This window comes from Methanobacterium sp., from assembly GCA_016222945.1.
Lineage (GTDB): Archaea > Methanobacteriota > Methanobacteria > Methanobacteriales > Methanobacteriaceae > Methanobacterium_D.
On the sequence record JACRPY010000003.1, the window covers coordinates 173,829 to 189,178 of the forward strand.

Sequence of the window (15,350 nt, forward strand, 5' to 3'; positions counted from 1 at the left end):
TATCAAAAAAATAATAGAATACTAAATATGGATGAAGAAGATATACGGGTAATTATGGGCCTTTTCGATGGAATAGGAGATAAACTTATAAAACAGAGCAAAATAACCCTGAAAATCTATCAAAAATTAACCATAGCCGAAGCTAATGCAATTTATGCAATAGGTATTGAAGAACCCAAAACAATGAAACAACTCGCAGAAACATTGGATGTTGCAGTAAGTACACCCACAAGAACTGTAGATAGATTGGTAGAAAAAGGATATGCAAATCGGACAGTTGGAACAAAAGACCGAAGACAGGTTTTAATTGAATTAACTCCCAAAGGAAAAAAATTATTCGTAGAAATGGATGAAGAAGGGCTGGAAATAATCAAGAAAATGTTAATAAACCTTCAAGATGAGGAAATAGAAGCTTTTAAAAACATATTGCTTAAAGTACGTGATAGTATGGAGTGAAATATAGTTATAATCAACAATTATTTAAGAAGTATTGGGAAAAATTTGGGCATACCTATTTAATATGGTTTAAACAAAATATAAACAGTTAATAAATAGACAATTGTCTTTCAAAGATGATAAATATTTAATCAAATATTGAATTACTATAACATAGGAGTGAAATTGTGCATAATCTAGAAAAATTAAGTTCATTTAAGGAGTACATTCCTTTAACAAGGAAATCTAATGATCGTAACATTGGACTCTTAGTAGATGGACCTAATATGCTTCGGGCAGAGTTCAATCTTGATCTGGAGATGATAAAAGAAATAATAACAGAAAGTGGAGATATAAAGGTTGCAAAAGTCCTTTTAAACCAGTACGCCTCAGATAAACTTATAGAGGCTGTTGTAAATCAGGGTTTTACCCCAATAATAGTTGCTGGAGATGTTGATGTCCAGCTGGCTGTAGAAGCATTTGAACTTATTCATAATCCTAATATTGATGTTATTGCACTTATGACACGTAATGCTGATTTTTTACCTTTAATAAATATTGCTAAAGAAAAAGGAAAAGAAACAATTGTAATTGGGGCCGAACCCGGGTTCAGTATAGCATTAAAGAACTCTGCAGACAGCGCTATTGTCTTAAATACTGATGCATCCCCTGGAACAGCTTAATTCTTTAATTATCTTTTAATAGCTCCTTATTTTTCTTAAATTTTTATTACAAATATATTAAGTAATATACCTTATTTCTAAAAAATAAGTACTAAATGACTTTTTTAACCATTTATTTTAATTTTAGCATATTAAATCAAATAATATACAATTTATAACTATAAAATTCCCCTTTACATATACATACCCTCCAAATTGATATTAAACTTGCATAGATAAAAATAAATTTATTAACTATTTAAAATAACAATTATTCACAAAATGTTAATTAAATGGAGGAATAAAAAAATGAAGGAACAAGTTGGAGAAGTAAAAAATCAAGTGCTAACAACCATAGCAACATTGATGACAACTGCATTTGGGTTAATTGCAGCATTAGCATGGAATGACGCGATAAAAGCAATTATTATTGCATATGTAGGTAAGGGAAACGATATAACTGGTTTACTGATTTATGCAGTACTAATTACTATAATTGCAGTTATTGCAACAATATTAATTGGTAGAGCAATAGCTAAACCTGCAGTTCAAGAAGTTAGAATCGTGGAATAAATTATTTTTCCATATTTTTTCTTTTTTTATTAATATTCTTTATTGCATTAAATTTTGAAATAACACCTTATTTCAGTGGATATGACTATTTTTTACCTATTAAAATATTATAATGCTTAGAAAATAGAATACTACAAATTAAATGAGTTTAATAGGATTACCAATATAAATATCTAAGGAGATAAAATTGAACTGTTAGACAGTATTCTTGGACCAAGTATTAATAATTTAAAGATTGAAGGAAATATGGATGAACTTTTAAGATTATTAGAAGCAGTTAAAAGTAGATTAGCAGTTATTGAAGCTTTAGGATGGATAGGTGACTCAAGAGCAGTTGAACCCTTAATAAAAGAGTTAAAAACAGGTACATATTCAGCAAGATATGTTACTATAGCTTAGGGGAAATCAAAGATGAAAGAGCTGTTGAACCCCTGATATGTGCTTTAAGCGAAGATGGATATATACGTGACGAAGCTGCGAAAGCCCTAGGGAAAATAAAAGATCCACATGCGGTTGAACCGCTGCAAAGAGCTGTAAAAGACAGCCATATAGAGGTTCAAATGAACGCCAGAAGAGCTTTAATGCAGATAATGCCAAAAATTGATTTATATTTTATTTTTTTTATTTACTAAATAGCATATTATGACTTTTGGGGATTTTATTAACCTTTAATCAATTTAATGTTAAAAAATTCCATGAATCCTACTAAAAACCTTAATAAACAACTATTAAATTAAAAAGTGTCAGTTATGAAGTTATAATAAAATAATTCATCTTAATATAATATACTATAAATTAAAGAACAATGAATTGATTTTATAGACAAAATTTAATGTGTGATATTAATGGGATTTCTAGATAAAATCTTTGGACCAAATGTAGATGAACTAAAGATAAATAGGGACATTAACGGATTATTAAAAACACTCAAAAATGGAAATAAATTTGTGGGTGCGCAAGCAGCTAATGCTTTAGGAGTAATAGGAGATCCCAACACAGTTGGACCTCTAATAAAAGCATTAGAAAATGAAAACTCAGAGATCCGCAAATGTGCTGCTAAATCTCTAGGGAAAATTGGCGACTCTAAATCTGTTGGACCTCTAATAATTGCCTTAAAAGATAAAAAATATTATGTTCGCGAAAATGCAGCAGAAGCACTCGGATTAATAGGCGATCCTGAAGCTGTTGAGCCCCTAATAACTGCTTTAAAAGATAAAAAATATCCAGTTCGCGAAAATGCAACAGATGCTCTTGGCTTAATAGGCGATTCTCGCGCTATCGGGCCGCTGCAAGAAGCATTAGATGATAAACATTGGGATGTCAGAAAAAAAGCTGATGATGCCATAATACGGATGAATAGAGATGTTGATGAGTGGATAAAATTATTAAATGACATGAGTGCACATACAAAAGAAGAAGCAGCTAAGTCCTTGGGAAGAAGTGGAGATCCAAAAGCAGTTGAACCCTTAATAAAAGCTTTAAAAGAAAATAAATATGACGTAATAGCTTATGATTTCCGTGTGAAAGCTGCAGAAGCCCTAGGATGGATGGGGGATCCTCGTGCCATTGAACCTTTAATTAACGTACTAAAAAAAGGAACCCCCGCTCTTCGAGAAAATGCCGCAGAAGCTTTAGGTCGAATTGGTGATCCTCGCGCTATCGGGCCGCTGCAAGAAGCATTAGATGATATAAGTTGGGATGTTCGAATGAAAGCTGAAAATGCACTTATAAAAATTGAATATAAACTTACTAATGAAAATAGCTTTTAAAACATTTCTCATACCATTTATTATCGATTTTTAGTTTAAATAAACAATTATTCTAATGAGTAGTTTTCATACGCTCTTACATAAACATTGTATTCCCCTATGATCATAATTTAAACAGCGGCAGTTTGCATCATCTGAAAAGGTGCTAAAATTGTCTTTGGAGTGATTATAATGGAAATAACAATTAAAAATATAAAAAAAACCCAAGTAGCCTATGTTTCAGTAAAAGGCCCTTATGATAAAATTCCCGAAGTTTTAGGAGAAGTTGTAAGCTACGTGATGGAAGAAAACCTTCAGATTATTGAACCTCCATATGGAATATATTTCAACAGCCCCATGGAAGTATCACCAGAAAATCTGAAATACGAAATGGGAATAGCATTCATTGGTGAAGCGCCGGGAAATGGCAGAGTAAATATTAAAAATATCCCTGACCATCAAGCAGTTTCTACTGTTTATAAAGGACCCTACGGCGAAGCAGCACAAATTTATCAGACCATAATAGAATACGCCATGGAAAATAATTACCAAATAGCAGGTCCAGTTAAAGAAATCTATTTGAATGATCCAATGGAAGTAACTGAAAATGAATTATTAACTGAAGTACAGTTTCCAGTTGTTAAAAAGAGTTAATACAAAATATTATCCATATTTTTCCTTTTCATAATTTAAAAAGAAAAAAAATAATTAGTTCTAATGATAATATCCTAATGGAGGAAAAATTATGGAAGTAGATGAAAAAAGGATGGACGACACACAGGTAGCATTCATAAGATATAGAGGCCCTTATGATAAAATTCCGGAGCTTATAGAAGAAGTAGTTGGATGGGTAATGAACAAAGGGCTTAATATGACTGGAATGATTTATGGGGCTTATTTCAACCGTCCAGATGATGTACCCCCTGAAGAGCTGTTCTATGAAATAGGTGCTTCATTTGAAGGCACTGCCACAGACGAGGGAAATGTGCAGGTTAAAATAATTCCAGAGCATACAGTAGTTGCAACAATGCATAAAGGTCCATATGACCAGGTAGGCCCTGTAATTGACGGTTTAGCCAAATACTCTATTGAAAATGGTTATGATATAATAGGACCTATGACAGAAGTTTACTTAAACAATCCAAACGAAGTAAGTCCTGAAGAGTTACTCACCGAAGTAGAATTCCCCGTAATTAAAATCAATAGATAATTGAACGCGACCAATACTATAAAAACATGGAAATCAGTTGAAATCGGTAAATATATGTTTAAAAATTAGATATATACTTAAATGGTTTGATTGATATGAAAAACAAAAATTTAGTTTTGATTGGGTTTATAATTGCAATTATGGCACTTGTAGTTTTTGGATCTGGATGCACAAAAGAAGAAAATCAAACGGGATCTAATAACATAACCGCTGGTTCTTCCCCTCCGTCCAGTCCTGTTCGTTTAATTTTTATTCATCATTCTGTGGGTGAAAACTGGCTTTCAGATGATAATGGGAAATTAGGAATCGCGCTTCGAGATAATAATTATTTTGTAAGCGACACTAATTATGGCTGGGGCCCTGATGGTATTGGCGATAGAACAGATATTGGAAATTGGTGGAGTTGGTTTAGAGGACCTGAAAGCAGTAAATACTTAAATGCACTGCACACTGAAAGCACCCAAAACTGTGCATATTCACGTATGGCTAATAATCCTGGAGGAGAAAATACAATCGTTGTTTTCAAATCATGCTTTCCTAATTCTGCTTTGAAAGGAAATCCAAATGATCCAATACCTTCAATTGATCAAAACCCCCTAAAAGAACAAGATAGCGGATCAGAATTCCATACAGTAGCTAATGCTAAAGGAATATACATAGACCTCCTTGAATACTTTAAAACAAGGCCGGACAAGTTATTTATAATTATTACTCCACCACCAGTTACTGATCCAACTTATGCAAATAATGCTAATGCTTTTAGCTCATGGTTGACCAATGATTGGCTTAAAGGTTATCCCCTCAAAAATGTGGCTGTTTTTAATTTCCATAGTGTTTTAACCAATGGTGGAACTGTACTTGCCTATCCAACCGAAGATGACCATCCAAATTCTGAAGGTAATCAAAAAGCAACACAAGAGTTCATAACATTCCTAAACAGCGCATATAATAGCTGGAAACAAGGCCAATAAGATTTAATAAAATTAAACGCATGATCACGTCAAATAATGGAGATATAGATGATTGTAGTTACTGGAGCAACTGGACACGTTGGAAATGTACTTGTGCGCAAATTAGTGGAAAATGAAGAGGAAATAAGAGCTTTCATACTTCAATCCGAGGATTTAAAGCCCATAGAAGGATTAGATATTGAAATAGTGGAGGGAGATGTTAGGGATATTGATTCTCTGGTCAATGCTTTTCAGGGAGCTGAAATTGTATACCATCTTGCAGGAATTATTTCCATTATGCCTGATAAGGATGGATTTTTGTACCAAGTTAACGTTGAAGGGACTCGCAATGTGGTGAACGCCTGCCTTAAAACTGGTGTTAAACGTCTAATTTATATCAGTTCTGTTCATGCTTTAAAGGAACCTCCTAAAGGAATAATTATCGATGAAAATTGTGGATTTGATCCACAATATTCAAGGGGAGGTTATGACGAAACAAAAGCTACAGCCTCTTTAGAAGTGCTTAAAGGCATAGATCGAGGTCTTGAAGCCGTGATAATATGTCCCAGCGGAATAATAGGCCCATATGACTACAATATTTCACAGATGGGTACTTTATTCATTAACTATATAAATGGAGACATAAAAGCGTATTTAGATGGAGCATATGATTTTGTAGACGTTAGAGATGTTGCTGAAGGCATAATCCTCGCCTCTAAACATGGGAAAAGTGGTGAAACTTATATTTTGTCGGGAGAAAAGATAGAAGTTCCTGAATTAATGAATTATCTTGAAAAAATAACTGGAGTTAAAGCCCCATCATTTAAAGCGCCACTTTGGTTATTAAAAATATTTTCTAAGTTTACTCCTATTTACTATAAATTTATAAAAGATAAACCTCTTTTTACAGGTTATTCAATTGAAGTATTAAATAGTAATTGTGATATAAGCTCAAAAAAAGCCCAAAATGAACTTGGATTCTCATCTCGCCCTATAACAGAATCAATCAAGGACTCTATTGAATGGTTTAAAGAAAATAAGTATGTTTAATAATATATTTACTCGGAGGTTGTTTTATTGGTTGATATATCTATTAAAGAACTAGATTATGAAAGTATTCCTTATAATTTGTTACTTTTAGCTGATGATTCTAAAGACGCTATTGAAGATTATATTAGTAGAGGGAGATGTTATGGAGCATATATTAATCAAAATATTGTTGGAATTTATGTTCTTTTAAAAACAAGATCTTTTACAATAGAAATTGTAAATATTGCTGTTAAAAAAGAGTACCAGAATCAAGGAATTGGAAAGAAAATGGTTTTAGATGCCATAAATAGGGCTAAATTAGAAAATTTTAAGGTATTAGAGGTTGGAACAGGTAACTGTGGCATATGTCAACTAGCTTTATACCAAAAATGTGGTTTTAGAATTACACATGTTGATCGCGATTTTTTTAACAAGCATTATGAAGAAAAAATAATCGAAAATGGAATTGAATGTGTAGATATGATAAGATTAAGCATTGATTTATAAATAACTTTATTTAAGCGATTCCTTGAAATTTTTAAAATTACAAAAAAGTAAGTATATGAAATAAAGTTATTCCATGTACTTATCCACAATTTCTTTAAATGAATTTGCAATATAATTTACTTGTTCTTCACTGAAGCCATAGACGCTGCATTTAAACCATTTGGTTTGCCCACGTTTGATTCCTACTATATTTCTCTTTTTTAGTTCTTCGTATAGGAAAAATCCTCTTCTTGTATGGTTTTCAGCGATTTTGTCAAATATTGGAGTTTCAAATCGGGTGAGATCATGTTCTTTTGGTCTTTTTCCCACTTGTTTTACTCCTTCAATTTCTTCCATTTGCCTTACAAAATTTATTGTTTTTCGGACTTCTTCGTCCCAATGCTTGACCCTATCTTTAACATGAGGAAGTGATGCCATTAAAGTTGCTATTGGTGCGCCTCTACTTGTACATCCAAGCATTTCAACTTCTTTAACTCCATGCCTTTTAGAATGTCTCAGAATCGTATCAACATATTCTTCCTTCATTCCCAGAACTCCGATTGGTCCTGAAGCTGCCAAACTTTTATGACCACTTCCAACTACAAAATCCATATTTAATTCTTTTGCATCAATTGGAAGCCTTCCCATAGAGTATGCGCAATTTAAAATTATTGGTATTCCTGCTTTATGTGCTATTTCTCCGATTTTCTTTGCATCTGTAAGATTACCATAATTACCATCAACATGAGTAAGTAAAGCCAATTTCAAATCTATTTTATTGTCAATAGCATTTTCTAAAGTTTCTTTATAACTTTCAGGAGTTATTGCATATTCCGGATGCTCATTATTTGGAACTTCAATCATTTTAATCCCATTTCGTTCTGCTGCGAGGTGGGTGGTGTAATGAGCATTTCCATCCACAATTATTGTATCTCCTGGTTCACATAAAGCATGCATTACAGCGAATTTACTTTCTCTTGCCCCATGCGTGGTTCTTACTTCATCAACATTGATAAATTGTGCCAAATCCTCTAAAAACCCTGTAATTGAAGGAGTAGGTATTTGGTCAAGTCTTCCTGCACAGTAATCACATACACTGTAACCATCTGCATACTCTAATAAAGCCTTCTTTGCTTCTTGTGGCAACATTCCACCGCGTTGAAGCGGATTCAGATTCAAATTATCTCTTTCTGTGTTTCTTGTAAGTCCATAATCCTGGCATTCCATGTAATTCACCAAATTAAGTTTTAAATTTATTAAATTAAGCAATTATTCATTTTTGCATGTCTTCATAAGCAGATAATGCTGCTACTGCACCTTCACCACAAGCAACGATCCACTGATTAACTCCGCCAGCAATATCTCCTGCAGCATATATCCGTGGCATATTAGTTCTTTGACTTTTATCTGTAACAATATAACCACTTCTACCAATTTCAACTCCAATATCTGTAGCTAAACTATTAAATGGTACTTCTCCAACTGCTATAAAAATTCCGTCTATATCATATTCATTTTTCTTATCAATCTTTTTATTATGGAGTACCACGCTTTTTACAAGCATATCTCCCTTTATTTCATCTAATTCTGTATCCCAGATTATTGGAATATTTTTTTCTTCTAATTTTTCCTGTAGATATTTTTCTGCACGGAGCTCATCTCTTCTGTGGACAATTGCAACATAAGAACCAATTACATCAAGGAATAAAGCACCTTGAGCAGCTGCATTTCCTCCACCTACAACTAAAATTCGTTTGCCTGTAAATAATGGCCCGTCGCAAACAGCGCAGTAAAATACACCTTTTCCAAGAAATTCTGATTCTCCCTTTACTCCTAACTTTCTATGAGTGGTTCCAGTACATAATATAACTGATTTAGCTTTATAATCCTTTTTTGAGGTTGATACTTTTATTTCATCCTCATTTTTAATATTTATTTTTTGGACTTCCTCTATTTCATTAATTTGGGCATATTTTAGTGTCTGTTTTTTAGTGTATTCAATTAATTGCCTACCTGGAATTAATTCATAGCCCGGATAGTTCTCCATATTAGGAACCATAAGTGCAGCCCCTCCAATGACTGCTTTATCAAGAATTAATGTTTTTAATCCCTGTCTTCCTGCATAAATTCCTGCTGTTAATCCTGCAGGTCCTGATCCTACAATGATTACATCATATTCATCCATTTTATCACCAGAACATCCGTTACTAAGTTATAAACTTTTAAATATCCAAATAAGTTCTATTTTCTATTTAAGTATGATCTAAATTTTTGATTAGCTTAGTATATTCTGTATTTTATCCTTCAAAAGTTTATTTACAAGCTGACCATCAGCTTTTCCCTTAAGTTTTTTCATGGCCATTCCCATAATAGGGCCCATTGCCGCCATTCCACGTTCTTCAACCATTTTTTTATTGGAAGAAACAATTTCACTTATTATCTCTTCAACATCTTCTCCTGACAACATTATTAAATTAAGAGATTTTGCAGCGTTTTCAGGAGAATTACCTTCTTTACATACATTTGATAATATATTAGAGATGGCATCTTTTGATATTTTACCATCGCTTAGAAGTTTAAATGTTTCAAGCAGAACTGCATCATCCAATTCATTTATATCACATTCATCTCTTTTTAGTTCCTTTAAAGTATATGCAAGTATGGATGCAATTGTTGTAGAGTCCACAGAAGATTCTTTTTTAATTAATTCAAAGCTTTCGACTTTATCTGTCCTTACAAGCTGTTTTGCAAGGTCTTCACTTAATTTATATTGTTTCATTATTCTTTCTTTCTTTTCTTCTGGAAGTTCAGGTAAATTGGATTTAATTTCTTCAAGTAGTTCCTTTGAGACATTTATTGCTGGAATATCTGTTTCAACGTACATTCTACTCGCTGTAGGAAGAGGTCTTAAGTATTCTGTGTTTCCCTCAGGCGTTACTTTCCGTGTTTCTTCAGGTACTCCTTCTAATGCCATTTTAGCTCTTCTTTGAACTTCTTGCAAGGCATTTATTACTTTTTCTTTATTATCTGCAACTAAAATGAATGCATCATCCTCTTCAAGTTCTAAAAATTCATTTAAAGCCGTAACTTCCTCTTCAGCTATTCCATAGGCAGGAAGTTCATCTGTATGGAAAAGACCAGAAACTCCCATTTTTTTAGCATATCCTGCTAATTCTGTTCCAAATCTTCGTCCTGACTGAATTTCCATTCCAATTAATCCTTTAAAGCCTTTAAGTTTAATTGCATGAACACTTTCAGCTTTAGTTATTATATTAGATTTTGTTTCCTTTAAAACATCAGCAACGTCATATAACTCCTCAACAACTGATGCATTTCTTTTGATTAATTCGTCTCTTATTTTTAAAAGATTTATTTGCCTGATAACTTCATTTTCAACCATTTTTGGCATTAAATCAAGGTCTTGAACACCTTTTATCTCAACTCTAGCCCCATCCCTAATTGATATATTTAAATCCTGGCGTATTGTTCCTAATCCTCTTTTAACTTTAGTACTTCTAAGTATTTGTCCAATCTGGTATGCAACATCCCTCACTTGTTCAGGGTGTTTCATGGAAGGATCTGTGGTTATTTCTACAAGTGGAATTCCCAGTCTATCTAATCTGAATGTAACTTTGCCTTTCTCGTGGCCTATTCTTCTTGCAGCGTCTTCTTCAAGACATAAATTTTCAATTATGACCTTTCCATATTCTGTTTGAAGATATCCTTCTGTTGCAACCAGTCCTGTCCTTTGGAAGCCCCCAGTATTACTCCCATCTATCACCTGTTTTCTCATTAAATGGAATTCATCTACCGCATGCATATTTAAGAGTGTTGCCAGTATTAAGGATAATTCAAGTGCTTCCATGTTTAATGGATGTGGAGGTTCTTCATCTGCCTCAACAAGACATGTTTCATTGTTATATGCTTCATAAATAAAGCCTAACTTTCTTTTTGCTTCTTCAAAAGCAGCTCTATCTATCTTTCCAAGCTCACTTTGTGTGGGCCTTAAATTTCTTAAAATCTTAAATTCGGGTTTTTTATCTGTAAGGTTACATTCACATGCACAAAACAGTTTTTCATCAGTATTAAGCTGTTGATGTACTTCAAGCCCCATTTTAAGTCCAATTTTTTCATAATCAAGCATTAAATCACCGTGAATCGTATTATATTAAAAAATGTTTTAAAGAAAGTTTATCTTGAAGTTCCCCTGCAATACTTGTCTGCATGATGTTTCTAACTTCATTTAAGTTGTCTGTCTGTCCCAAAGACCATGCCAGCTTAACATAAGCAGTTTCAGGCAGCATATCTCCTGCAGAAATCACACCAGCAGATATAAGTTTTCTTCCAGTACTGTAAACATGCATATTAACTCCCCCATAAAGACACTGGGAAGTCATAACTACTGGAATTCCGCTTTCTGTTGCACGTTCAATTGAGGGTACAATATCTTCAGGACAATGCCCCAGCCCAGTACCCTCTAAAAGAATTCCTTTATATTCCTTATCCACATGATAATCAATTAATTCTCCTGAAATTCCAGGATAACTTTTAATAAACGCCACATTAGGTTCTATGGAATCTTTAAGAATGACTTCACCATCAGTTCTCCTTTTATATTCTGTTTCCTTATCTAAAATGGAAATATTGCCATTTTGAACTTTTGCGATAGGACAAACATTTATACTTCTGAAAGCGTCTCTTCTTGTTGAATGCATCTTTCTTACTTTAGTTCCTCTATGCAAACTGCAAAATGAGTCGTTATCTGTTGCGTGCATACAAACCATGACTTCTGCTATGTCTGATTTAGCAGCAGTTACAGAACTTAAAAGATTTAAAAAAGCATCTGATGAAGGTCTGTCTGAACTTCTCTGGGCTCCTGTAAGCACTACTGGCACAGGAGTATCCAGTATAAAGCTTAAAGCTGCAGATGTGTAATGCATGGTGTCTGTTCCATGTGCAACAACAACTCCATAAGCTCCATCATTTATTTCGTCGGCTACAGCCCTTGCAGATTTAACCCAGTATTCAGGTTTCATATTTTCGCTTAAAATATTTAAAACTGCATTTCCTTTGATGTTGGCATGTTCCAAAATTTCTGGATTTGCCCGGATAAGATCATCAGCAGTAAAAGCAGGGTGAACAGCACCTGTTTTATAATCAATCACTGAAGCCACAGTTCCCCCAGTTGATATGATAGATACTTCCTGTTTAGTGGGATCTTTTTCTATATCCAGAGGTTTTAACTCAATTTTTGGTTTATCTCCCTTTTTTATAAGCTCTAATTTCGTATCATGTATTTCTAAACCTATATTATATCCGTTATCCAATTTTAATACAATGTGTTTATCATCAGATTCTTCGGATCTGTCTAAAATCATTCCTTCATAACAAATATCCTTTTTAATTATTTTAACACTGTCACCAATGGACACACCTGCTGATTCTAAAAATATTTGGGATTCTCCTCTGTAACTCATAAAATCACTCTTACTATACTATAAAATCTTTAAAAAAATTGTACTTAATTAAATTTAAACCATGAATAAATATTATCTTAAACTTTGAATATTATAAATTAGATCAATTTTAGATCAGTTTATGGTGAAAATATGGATGAACATGTAATAGAAGCCCTTGGAAAAACAAGGATTGTTGTAAAAAAGGGGAAAGTAGTGGAAGTTGGTGAACCCAAAATTAATTATTGCCCTCTTTTTGATAAATACAGAGGAATTAAAGAAATTACTCCAGAATCAGCACGTGAAAATATAGAATTTAGAATTAAAGATTTTGGAATGTGCACACCTCATAGAAAACTGCGTATGAAAGATTTTTTATCATTTGGAGTTTCTGAGACTTTGGGAACACTTCTTGAAGAAAAAATTATTGATTGTGCAGTAATTGTAAGTGAAGGCTGTGGAACCGCAATAATAACCGACCCTGAGTTTGTTCAGGGAATGGCTGGTCGAATATCTGCTTTTTTAAGTACATCTCCAATTATTGAAATAATAAATACCATAGAGGCTGAAAATGTCCTTAATCCAGAAAATGCTGAAATTAACCAAATTAAAGGAGCATTAAAAGCTATTGATATGGGTTATAAAAACATAGCAGTCACTATACTCTCCCCTGAAGATGCCAAGAAGCTCAGAGACCTTGAAAAGGAGTATGAAGACATTAAAATTTACATATTTGCTGCTCACGTTAGTGAAATGTCAAAAGAAGACTCAAAAGCATTATTTGACAACGCCGATGTCATAACGGGCTGTGCATCTAAATATATAAGAGAAATAGGTGATGAGAGAAAAGTATTCAAGGCCGGTGCTTCCATCCCCATCTATGGTGTTACAGAAGAGGGCGAAATCTTTTTAAAAAGAAGAATTGAAAAAATTGGCGGTTTAAAAGATAAACCTAATGCTAAAATACCTGATCCTTTAATTTAAATTAATCTAATCCTGCAAGTGCACGAATCAGGGAACTTTGAGTTATAAGACCCACAAGATTCCCTCCATCTACAACGGGAATTCTTTGGTAACCTTTATCTGCCATTACTTTTGTAATCTCAAGAATTGGAGTGTCTTTCTGAGCTACATACAAATCTTTGCTCATTAAATCATCTACTTTAAGGCCTAAAGCCTCTCCTCCAGCTAAAAGAACATCTCTGTGAGTTATAATACCTACAAGCCTTTCTTCATCAACTACAGGAAGCCCACCAACATTGCATCGCATCATTTTCAGTTTAGCAGCAGCTACAAGGTCATTTGGAGAAGTTATTTGAACATCTTCTATCATAATATCCCTTGCATGCAGCTTTTTAATCATAGAATTTATTGTGTTTTAAGTTATATATTAACATAAAGAATGAAAATTAGTAATGATAAAAAAAGTATGTTATCAATTTTATGTGTTCAATAAAATTATTTTGATAAATTTTTTTAAACGAGGGATTAAAAGTGACTCAGTTAGAATCAGCCAGAAAAGGCCAAATCACCTATGAAATGGAAATTGTGGCCAAAGAAGAAGATATAGACATTCAAAAACTCATAAAGAGAGTTTCAAAAGGATATATAACCATTCCAAAGAATATAAACGGTAAAACTGTTGCAAAAGGTATTGGAAAAGGATTAACCACTAAAATTAATGCAAATGTAGGATCATCTTCAGAAATAGAAAATATTGAGACAGAAGTTCATAAGGCCCAAATAGCTGTTAAATACGGTGCTGATGCAGTTATGGACCTAAGTACAGGACCCCATTTAAAAGAAGTTAGATCAGAAATAATGGATGCAATCAACGTTCCCATTGGAACTGTACCTATCTATGAGGCAGCCGTAGGAGCTTCCCAAGAGAAAGGTGCTGTAATCAACATGGATGAAGATGATATGTTTAAAGCCATAATCAATCAAGCCAAAGAAGGTGTGGATTTTATGACAATCCATTCTGGAATAACCCGGGACACCGTGGAAAAATTGAAAAATTCCCAGAGGATTATGGGCATTGTGAGTCGTGGCGGGGCTTTTTTAGCTGCATGGATACTTCAAAATGAAGAGGAAAACCCACTTTATAAAAATTATGATTATTTACTTGAAATAGCTCATGAATATGATGTAACATTAAGTTTAGGGGATGGTTTAAGGCCAGGGTGTCTTGCAGACGCTTCTGATGTCCCTCAGATTCAGGAATTAATTACATTAGGCCAGCTTGTTGAAAGAGCGCGTGATGTTGGTGTTCAAGTTATGGTAGAAGGACCAGGGCATGTTCCCCTTGATCAAATTGAAGCAAATATGAAAATTCAAAAAACAATTTGTAAAGGAGCTCCATTTTATGTTTTAGGTCCAATTGTAACTGATCTTGCTCCAGGCTATGATCATATAACTTCTGCAATTGGAGGAGCCATAGCTGCTTCTTCTGGCGCGGATTTCCTTTGTTATGTTACTCCAAGAGAGCACCTTTCCATTCCAGATATTGAAGCTGTAAAAGAGGGTGTTGTAGCATCCAAAATAGCTGCACAAGCTGCAGATATCGCCAAAGGCATTAAGAGCGCTTGGAAAAGTGAACTGCAGATGGCAAAGGCCAGAAGATGTTTTGACTGGAATAAACAGTTTGAACTGGCATTTGACCATGAAACACCGCGAAAATATCGTGAAAGCAAATCTACGCCTGGAGATATGTGTACTATGTGCGGTGAATTCTGCGCTTTAAGGATTGTTAGAGATAATTTAAGTTAGAATTATAATCAAAAACAATAGTATTAGGAGTG

The 15,350-nt window shown here is 33.6% G+C and carries 18 protein-coding genes; 13 read left to right on the plus strand and 5 right to left on the minus strand.

The window, feature by feature from the left end; genetic code table 11:
* Window positions 1–27: 27 nt before the first annotated feature.
* From HZC47_05495 to HZC47_05545, 11 genes are all read left to right on the plus strand, one after another.
* Window positions 28–456 carry a MarR family transcriptional regulator gene (locus HZC47_05495; GenBank protein ID MBI5680325.1) on the plus strand — a complete coding sequence of 143 codons (429 nt, stop codon included), beginning with the start codon at window positions 28–30 and terminating at the stop codon, window positions 454–456.
* 167 nt (window positions 457–623) lie between these two features.
* Window positions 624–1,118: a TIGR00288 family NYN domain-containing protein gene (locus tag HZC47_05500; GenBank protein ID MBI5680326.1), complete on the plus strand. Its 495-nt coding sequence runs from the start codon at window positions 624–626 to the stop codon at window positions 1,116–1,118.
* Window positions 1,119–1,406: 288 nt separating this feature from the next.
* Window positions 1,407–1,670 carry a hypothetical protein gene (locus tag HZC47_05505; protein MBI5680327.1) on the plus strand — a complete coding sequence of 88 codons (264 nt, stop codon included), beginning with the start codon at window positions 1,407–1,409 and terminating at the stop codon, window positions 1,668–1,670.
* 246 nt (window positions 1,671–1,916) lie between these two features.
* Window positions 1,917–2,069: a hypothetical protein gene (locus tag HZC47_05510; protein ID MBI5680328.1), complete on the plus strand. Its 153-nt coding sequence runs from the start codon at window positions 1,917–1,919 to the stop codon at window positions 2,067–2,069.
* Window positions 2,039–2,302 (plus strand): HEAT repeat domain-containing protein, encoded by a 264-nt coding sequence (locus tag HZC47_05515; protein ID MBI5680329.1) that lies wholly within the window; start codon window positions 2,039–2,041, stop codon window positions 2,300–2,302. Before HZC47_05510 ends, HZC47_05515 begins: the two co-directional genes overlap by 31 nt.
* 213 nt (window positions 2,303–2,515) lie before the next feature.
* The gene (locus HZC47_05520) at window positions 2,516–3,439 is read left to right on the plus strand and encodes a HEAT repeat domain-containing protein (GenBank protein ID MBI5680330.1); all 924 of its coding nucleotides are present in this window, start codon (window positions 2,516–2,518) and stop codon (window positions 3,437–3,439) included.
* Between the two features lie 171 nt (window positions 3,440–3,610).
* Window positions 3,611–4,072 carry a GyrI-like domain-containing protein gene (locus HZC47_05525; protein ID MBI5680331.1) on the plus strand — a complete coding sequence of 154 codons (462 nt, stop codon included), beginning with the start codon at window positions 3,611–3,613 and terminating at the stop codon, window positions 4,070–4,072.
* 91 nt (window positions 4,073–4,163) lie between these two features.
* Window positions 4,164–4,628, plus strand: coding sequence for a GyrI-like domain-containing protein (locus HZC47_05530; GenBank protein ID MBI5680332.1), 465 nt, complete (start codon window positions 4,164–4,166; stop codon window positions 4,626–4,628).
* Between the two features lie 95 nt (window positions 4,629–4,723).
* A complete protein-coding gene (locus tag HZC47_05535; GenBank protein MBI5680333.1) occupies window positions 4,724–5,599 on the plus strand; it encodes a hypothetical protein in 876 nt (291 codons plus the stop codon).
* 48 nt (window positions 5,600–5,647) lie between these two features.
* On the plus strand, window positions 5,648–6,628 hold the full coding sequence (locus tag HZC47_05540; GenBank protein ID MBI5680334.1) for an SDR family oxidoreductase: 981 nt from the start codon (window positions 5,648–5,650) through the stop codon (window positions 6,626–6,628).
* 27 nt (window positions 6,629–6,655) lie between these two features.
* The gene (locus tag HZC47_05545; GenBank protein MBI5680335.1) at window positions 6,656–7,114 is read left to right on the plus strand and encodes a GNAT family N-acetyltransferase; all 459 of its coding nucleotides are present in this window, start codon (window positions 6,656–6,658) and stop codon (window positions 7,112–7,114) included.
* Between the two features lie 66 nt (window positions 7,115–7,180).
* Here HZC47_05545 and pscS read toward each other — a convergent pair whose 3' ends face one another.
* The 4 genes from pscS to gatD form a co-directional block, all read right to left on the minus strand.
* Window positions 7,181–8,320, minus strand: coding sequence for an O-phospho-L-seryl-tRNA:Cys-tRNA synthase (gene pscS, locus HZC47_05550; protein ID MBI5680336.1), 1,140 nt, complete (start codon window positions 8,318–8,320; stop codon window positions 7,181–7,183).
* Window positions 8,321–8,366: 46 nt separating this feature from the next.
* Window positions 8,367–9,278: an FAD-dependent oxidoreductase gene (locus tag HZC47_05555; GenBank protein ID MBI5680337.1), complete on the minus strand. Its 912-nt coding sequence runs from the start codon at window positions 9,276–9,278 to the stop codon at window positions 8,367–8,369.
* Between the two features lie 90 nt (window positions 9,279–9,368).
* A complete protein-coding gene (gene gatE / locus HZC47_05560; protein MBI5680338.1) occupies window positions 9,369–11,237 on the minus strand; it encodes a Glu-tRNA(Gln) amidotransferase subunit GatE in 1,869 nt (622 codons plus the stop codon).
* 19 nt (window positions 11,238–11,256) lie between these two features.
* Window positions 11,257–12,570, minus strand: coding sequence for a Glu-tRNA(Gln) amidotransferase subunit GatD (gatD, locus tag HZC47_05565; GenBank protein ID MBI5680339.1), 1,314 nt, complete (start codon window positions 12,568–12,570; stop codon window positions 11,257–11,259).
* 132 nt (window positions 12,571–12,702) lie between these two features.
* Here gatD and HZC47_05570 point away from each other — a divergent pair, with 132 nt between their 5' ends.
* Entirely contained in the window at window positions 12,703–13,533 is an 831-nt protein-coding gene (locus HZC47_05570) for a DUF2099 family protein (protein MBI5680340.1), read from the plus strand.
* 1 nt (window position 13,534) lies between these two features.
* Here the strand turns inward: HZC47_05570 and HZC47_05575 are convergent, their stop codons facing one another.
* Window positions 13,535–13,912: a CBS domain-containing protein gene (locus HZC47_05575; protein MBI5680341.1), complete on the minus strand. Its 378-nt coding sequence runs from the start codon at window positions 13,910–13,912 to the stop codon at window positions 13,535–13,537.
* Window positions 13,913–14,043: 131 nt separating this feature from the next.
* Between HZC47_05575 and thiC the strand changes: the two genes are divergently transcribed.
* On the plus strand, window positions 14,044–15,318 hold the full coding sequence (gene thiC / locus HZC47_05580; protein ID MBI5680342.1) for a phosphomethylpyrimidine synthase: 1,275 nt from the start codon (window positions 14,044–14,046) through the stop codon (window positions 15,316–15,318).
* The last annotated feature ends 32 nt before the right edge of the window (window positions 15,319–15,350 follow it).

Bases quoted from the DNA above. Each gene is read 5' to 3' on its own strand.
- HZC47_05530 (MBI5680332.1), top strand. From the start codon at position 4,164: ATGGAAGTAGATGAAAAAAGGATGGACGACACACAGGTAGCATTCATA.
- HZC47_05570 (MBI5680340.1), top strand. From the start codon at position 12,703: ATGGATGAACATGTAATAGAAGCCCTTGGAAAAACAAGGATTGTTGTA.
- HZC47_05495 (MBI5680325.1), top strand. From the start codon at position 28: ATGGATGAAGAAGATATACGGGTAATTATGGGCCTTTTCGATGGAATA.
- gatD (MBI5680339.1), bottom strand. From the start codon at position 12,570: ATGAGTTACAGAGGAGAATCCCAAATATTTTTAGAATCAGCAGGTGTG.
- HZC47_05525 (MBI5680331.1), top strand. From the start codon at position 3,611: ATGGAAATAACAATTAAAAATATAAAAAAAACCCAAGTAGCCTATGTT.
- gatE (MBI5680338.1), bottom strand. From the start codon at position 11,237: ATGCTTGATTATGAAAAAATTGGACTTAAAATGGGGCTTGAAGTACAT.
- HZC47_05510 (MBI5680328.1), top strand. From the start codon at position 1,917: ATGGATGAACTTTTAAGATTATTAGAAGCAGTTAAAAGTAGATTAGCA.
- HZC47_05540 (MBI5680334.1), top strand. From the start codon at position 5,648: ATGATTGTAGTTACTGGAGCAACTGGACACGTTGGAAATGTACTTGTG.
- HZC47_05505 (MBI5680327.1), top strand. From the start codon at position 1,407: ATGAAGGAACAAGTTGGAGAAGTAAAAAATCAAGTGCTAACAACCATA.
- HZC47_05575 (MBI5680341.1), bottom strand. From the start codon at position 13,912: ATGATTAAAAAGCTGCATGCAAGGGATATTATGATAGAAGATGTTCAA.
- HZC47_05555 (MBI5680337.1), bottom strand. From the start codon at position 9,278: ATGGATGAATATGATGTAATCATTGTAGGATCAGGACCTGCAGGATTA.
- HZC47_05535 (MBI5680333.1), top strand. From the start codon at position 4,724: ATGAAAAACAAAAATTTAGTTTTGATTGGGTTTATAATTGCAATTATG.
- HZC47_05520 (MBI5680330.1), top strand. From the start codon at position 2,516: ATGGGATTTCTAGATAAAATCTTTGGACCAAATGTAGATGAACTAAAG.
- pscS (MBI5680336.1), bottom strand. From the start codon at position 8,320: ATGGAATGCCAGGATTATGGACTTACAAGAAACACAGAAAGAGATAAT.